This is a genomic window from Anaerotignum lactatifermentans (assembly GCF_016902535.1).
GTDB lineage: Bacteria > Bacillota > Clostridia > Lachnospirales > Anaerotignaceae > Anaerotignum > Anaerotignum lactatifermentans_A.
Window position 1 is genome coordinate 1 of record NZ_JACSNY010000032.1, and the last position, 5,221, is coordinate 5,221.

The 5,221-nt window shown below is 50.1% G+C and carries 4 protein-coding genes, 3 tRNA genes, 1 rRNA gene and 1 riboswitch; of the genes, 7 read left to right on the top strand and 1 reads right to left on the bottom strand.

Translation table 11 applies throughout. The annotated features are described in order from the left end of the window. The 4 genes from H9X84_RS12545 to H9X84_RS12560 form a co-directional block, all read left to right on the top strand. Positions 1-97: ribosomal RNA gene (locus tag H9X84_RS12545) — 23S ribosomal RNA — on the top strand; the annotation flags it as partial. Between the two features lie 72 nt (positions 98-169). Next, positions 170-242: transfer RNA gene (locus H9X84_RS12550), tRNA-Trp, on the top strand. Between the two features lie 47 nt (positions 243-289). Continuing rightward, positions 290-363: transfer RNA gene (locus H9X84_RS12555), tRNA-Asp, on the top strand. A gap of 6 nt (positions 364-369) precedes the next feature. Then, a tRNA-Val gene (locus H9X84_RS12560) sits at positions 370-442 on the top strand. Between the two features lie 455 nt (positions 443-897). On the opposite strand, the gene H9X84_RS12565 is transcribed toward H9X84_RS12560, so the two are convergent. Continuing rightward, on the bottom strand, positions 898-2,169 hold the full coding sequence (locus H9X84_RS12565; RefSeq protein ID WP_205134600.1) for an amidohydrolase family protein: 1,272 nt from the start codon (positions 2,167-2,169) through the stop codon (positions 898-900). An 85-nt stretch (positions 2,170-2,254) separates the two neighbouring features. Next, a riboswitch (purine riboswitch) is annotated at positions 2,255-2,351 on the bottom strand. Positions 2,352-2,504: 153 nt separating this feature from the next. Here H9X84_RS12565 and H9X84_RS12570 point away from each other — a divergent pair. The 3 genes from H9X84_RS12570 to H9X84_RS12580 all read left to right on the top strand — a co-directional run bounded on the left by H9X84_RS12570 (position 2,505) and on the right by H9X84_RS12580 (position 5,047). Then, a complete protein-coding gene (locus H9X84_RS12570) occupies positions 2,505-2,681 on the top strand; it encodes a DUF6472 family protein (RefSeq protein ID WP_205134601.1) in 177 nt (58 codons plus the stop codon). Between the two features lie 87 nt (positions 2,682-2,768). Further along, complete coding sequence (lepB, locus tag H9X84_RS12575; protein WP_205134602.1) at positions 2,769-3,263, top strand: signal peptidase I; 495 nt, start codon at positions 2,769-2,771, stop codon at positions 3,261-3,263. Positions 3,264-3,487: 224 nt separating this feature from the next. Then, positions 3,488-5,047 (top strand): DUF3794 and LysM peptidoglycan-binding domain-containing protein, encoded by a 1,560-nt coding sequence (locus H9X84_RS12580; RefSeq protein WP_205134603.1) that lies wholly within the window; start codon positions 3,488-3,490, stop codon positions 5,045-5,047. Positions 5,048-5,221: the final 174 nt, after the last annotated feature.

Sequence of the window (5,221 nt, forward strand, 5' to 3'; positions counted from 1 at the left end):
GTAAGGTCCCTTAAAGATAATGAGGTAGATAGGTTGGAGGTGTAAGCACAGTAATGTGTTCAGCTGACCAATACTAATAGACCGAGGGCTTGACCTAATAAAAAGATTTAAGACGAGAGTTTGCTTGTATTCGGTTTTGAAGGTGCATCTGGAAAAGTCGGAACTATATAGGGGTATAGTTCAGTTGGTAGAGCGTTGGTCTCCAAAACCAAATGTCGAGGGTTCGAGTCCTTCTGCCCCTGTTTTTCCCTTATTTTATTTATATGAAAACGACAAAGCCAATATATCTGGCTCAGTAGCTCAGTTGGTTAGAGCGCCGGCCTGTCACGCCGGAGGTCGTGGGTTCGAGCCCCATCTGAGTCGTTTTGTGGAAGTTTAGCTCAGCTGGGAGAGCATCTGCCTTACAAGCAGAGGGTCACAGGTTCGAGCCCTGTAACTTCCACTTTTTTTTTATTTCAGAAAACTTTTGATAAAGCCCAAGCAGGGAAGAGTTACGCTAAAAGCTACAGGACCCAGGTTCGAGCCCTGTAACTTCCACTTTTTTTATTTCAAAAAACTTTTGATAAAGCCCAAGTGGGGAAGAGTTACGCTAAAAGCTACAGGACCCAGGTTCGAGCCGGGTAACTTCCTTTTTTTATTTCAAAAAGTTATTTTAGAAAAGACAAATAGGAAAAATGACGCTAAAAGCTACAAGACACAGGCGTATGCCTCTTTTTTATTTCATAAGAGGGAGTGTGCTGGCATGAGAGGGGTAGCTTTTTTATAAGAATGTTTTATCAAGAGAAGGACGCTTTGGTGGGAGGGAACAGGGCAGTTCCGCATGCAATCAAAGCTTTCATGAGAAAAAAGGACGCAAGATATTTGAATCTTGCGTCCTTTTTTGTTTTTACGGAATAATCAGAAGAGCTGGCGCCCTTCCACAAATTTATGGCAGACCTCATTGTCCTCGGACAGATAGATGGCCCGCTCCAGGCGCTCCGCAATGGTATATTCACCGATATTATCATAGCGGCTGTCATCCAATACAAAAGCGTCCAGCAGGTAGCCTTCTTCAAAGGAGCCAACCTTACCGAAGAAAGCACCGCCGCCTTTCGTAGCCAGATAGAAAGCTTCCGGGATCGTCAAAGGGGCCAGACGATCATCTACCAGTCTCCAGCGAAGTTTGGAAACGCGGATAGCTTCTGCCATAGCGTAGAAAAGGGAGCATCTTGTGCCGCCGGCAATATCACTGCCCAGCCCCATGGGGATTTCTTCCGACAAATAGCGTCTGACAGGCGCGATACCGGAAGCCAGATTGGTATTGGACTCCGGACAATGGGCGATGAATACACCTCGCTCTTTCATCAGAGCGATTTCTGCATCATCGCTCAGGACACAGTGCGCCATAATGGTAGGGCAGTTTTCGCCGCCAAACAGACCAAAATGATCGTAGGCGTCGCCGTAGTTTTTGGATTGGGGGAACAATTCCTGCACCCAGGCTACTTCAGACCTGTTTTCCGACAGATGGGACTGTACGGGAATGTGGAATTTCTTCTGGATCTTTCCCAGCTTTTCCAGCAGCGCATCTGTGCAGGAAGGCAGAAATCTAGGGGTCAGAATGGGGGTGACGTGAGGATATTTTCCCTGTACTTCCTGAATCCAGCGAATGGTTTCTTCCGCGGATTCTTCGGTGCCTTCCCGCAGGATATCCGGGCTGTGACGGTCCATATTGACCTTGCCCACCATAGCTGCCAGGCCGGATTCCTCCAGCAGTTCCATCAGGATTTCCGTAGACTCTCTATGGATGGTGCCGAAAATACAGCCGCGGGTATTGGGCCCTTTGCGCATTTCTTCCACGAACCGGGCGTAGTTTTTTCTGGCATGAGCCGTATCCTGATACAGGGCTTCCTGGGGGAAAGTGTGTGTATCCAGCCACTCCAAAAGCTCCAGATCCATACCCAATGCGCGATAACGGTACTGGGGCGCATGGGCGTGAAGGTCTGTAAAGCCGGGTAGAATCAGCTTTCCTGCATAGTCCAGAAGGGGGTAGGCGCTGTATTTCTCCGGCAGTGTCTCATACACACCGGCGGATACGCCGTTCTCACAAACCAAATAGCCGTTTTTGCGGCTTTCCAAATGCTGCGGGTCTCTGCTCCAGCAAAGATCGCCTTTTAATACGAAATTTTTCATGTTCCTGCCTCCTTGTTTTCATAAAAAAATACCGTTACTTCCGCCATCAATATTTTCCGCGGGTTACCTGCCGAAAAATGACACAGCCCTGCAACGGAAAACTGATAGACGGTTGTTTACGGTAACCGGTAGAAACATCCAACCAATGATGGATTTATATCAGTTTCGATTTATTATAGCACAGGGAAACGCAAAAGCACAAGATTTGATTGGGAAAAAAGGAGCGGGAGGGCCAGTCTTTTTTGATTCCGGAGGGATTGGAGGAGGCAGTACAGGGAATTCGCTATTGTTTTGCAGTGCAAAAAAAGGTATCATGGGAGGAAAGGAGGGAGATTATGCGATCAAACTGCGAAACATGCATGTATTATGCCTATGATGAGGAATACGAGGAATATTACTGCCAGGTGCAGCTGGATGAGGATGAAATGGAACGGTTCCTTTCCGACCGCTTTCGGGATTGTCCCTATTATCGCCTGGAGGATGAGTATAAAACTGTACGGAAGCAGATGTAAAAAAACTTGCACTTTTCGACAAAAGCGGTATACTTTTGTATAGCGGATTTTTCCGGGAAAAACAAAGGCAGAAGGAGCAGGATACAGGTGCAGGAAACGATCAAGGAATGGGGACAAGTTATATTGCGGGCGGCGGTAGTGCTGCTGATACTGTTTTATTTCTGCTGGCCTGTACGTATCCTGGGCAGTTCCATGGAGCCTACTTACAGCGACGGAAACATCCTCTGCTTCAGCCGAATCACTTCTATGACGGGGAATTATCACAGAGGGGACGTGGTGGTGTTTGACTACTACGCGGAAGGCGAGCGTCAGACGGTGCTGAAGCGGATTATCGCCATGGGCGGCGACACCATACAGATTCTGACCGATGGGGTATACGTCAATGGGGAACAGCTGGAGGAACCCTATATTCTGGGAGAAACCACTGGGATCGCCGATATGACCGTGCCGGAAGGGACAGTATTTGTCATGGGAGATCATCGGGATACCAGCTTTGACAGCCGGAATATGGGCGTTATCTCTATGGAGGATCTGAAAGGAAAAGTGATTTTTTCTCTTTTCCCACCGGGAAAGGCGAAATAAGACAAACTACGAAATTGCAGCAAGAGGCTGGCCGGCGAATATGCCGGCTGGCCTTCTTTTTTTGCTCATAGACAGGAAAAAAGTCGTCCGCGGCTGTCTTTCCCGGGAAGTTTGGGCATAAATCCCCGCTTTCATCATATATTTACATAGAAAGGCTGGAGGGGCGCCCCTGTGGAGGAGGTTCCCGGAAACTGCCGTAAAAATGGTGAAGGAGGTTTTAGGAGATGCCTTTGGAATTGGCGAAAGAAAAAATCACCCTGAAACAGCAGAAGGGGGAACAGACCTCGCAGGTGTTGCTGGAGGGGGATGTCATCATACCGGACAGCAAGCCCGATGTAAAGGAAGTATTATACAGTCAGGGCCGGGTACGTCTGGATGAGGTAAAGACGGGAGAGGAAAAAATCACTTTTTCCGGCGAATTGAGCTTATGGATTCTCTACCGCCCGGCGGAAGGCGAGCGCCCTGTTTACGCGGTAACATCCTCCCTGCCCCTGCAGGATCTGCTGCACATGGAAGGGGTACATAAGGAGGACGCCGTAGAGGTGACGGCGAAACTGGAGCATCTGGAGTGCGACATGATTAACGACCGGAAGATTGGCGTGCGGGCAGTGGTGCGGATTACGGCCCAAAGTCAGAGCCAGACGGAAATGGAAGTCCTGAAAGATGTTTCCGGAGAAGGCGTGCAGCTCTATCGGGAAAAGATCAAGGCGGATCTGCCGGTAACGGAGAAAAAGGACAGGTTTGTGGTAAAGGACGAATGGGTTTTGCCGGAGGATAAGCCGGAAATCGGCGAAATCCTCATGGAGCATGTGGACGTAGTTCAGGAGGAGATCCGTCCGCTGGAAGGCAAAATCTCCGTTCGGGGTGTATTGCCTGTGACGGTGGTATACAGCGGCGCCGGGGACGGTATGCCGCAGGGCATGGAAAAGGCGATCCCCTTTGCGGGATTTGTGGAAACACCGCTGGCGTCGGCGGATCGGGACGCGCAGGTACAGCTTTCTTTGCTGGACTGGGAGATCCGTCCGCAGGTCAACGAGGATGGAGAGAGCAGGATTTTATCTGTTTCCGCTACGGTAGGCGCTGATGTAACTTTGACAGAGGAAAAGGAAGAGGAATGGGTAACGGACGCCTATGTCCCCGGCAAGGAAATGACCCTTCATACGGAAAAGATTATTTTGCCCCAGAGTGTTGGCCGTTCCGAAAATGAATTTGTACAGAAGGAGACCATTCGGCTGGAGGAAGGCGAGGCGCCTATGCTTCAGGCTGTGGCGGTATGGGGCGATGTACATTTGGGGGACGTGACGGCGCAGGAGGACGTTCTGGAAGCGGAAGGCACGCTGGATGTGGAAATTCTCTATGACTGTATTCAGGATGAGGAGCCCGTCTGTGTGCTGCACCGGACTTTCCCGTTCCATCGCAGTGTGGAAATGAAGGGCGTGCTGCCGGAGGATCAGATCAGAGGACGGGCGTCTCTGCGGGAGATTGATTTTCGGCTGGCTTCGGAAGGGGAAGGAGAACTGCGGGCCCAGATCGCTTTGGAACTGCAGGCACAGCGAATGGTGGAGCGGAATACAGTGACCCAGATGAAGGCAGAGGAGCCGGCGGAGGCCCAGTGCCGGCCGGGTGCAGTCATCTATACGGTACAGCCCGGGGATAGTCTGTGGACCATCGCCAAAGGGTATCATACGACTGTGGAGCAGATTCTGGCGGTCAATGAAATCGAGCATCCCCAGACCATTTATCCTGGGCAGAAGCTGCTGATTCTGCGGGCCTGCCCGATGTAAAAAGTACGTTGTATCGCGAAAAACGGCATGGCTTCTCTTTGGAGGAGCCGTGCTTTTTCCTTTTCTGGTTTGAATTTATAATCTAAGTGCAACAAGTAAAAATGACTCACAGTTTCTGGTAAAATGGTGTTTGCAAAGACATCCATTAAACTAGGAGGAACTATGAGCCACTAT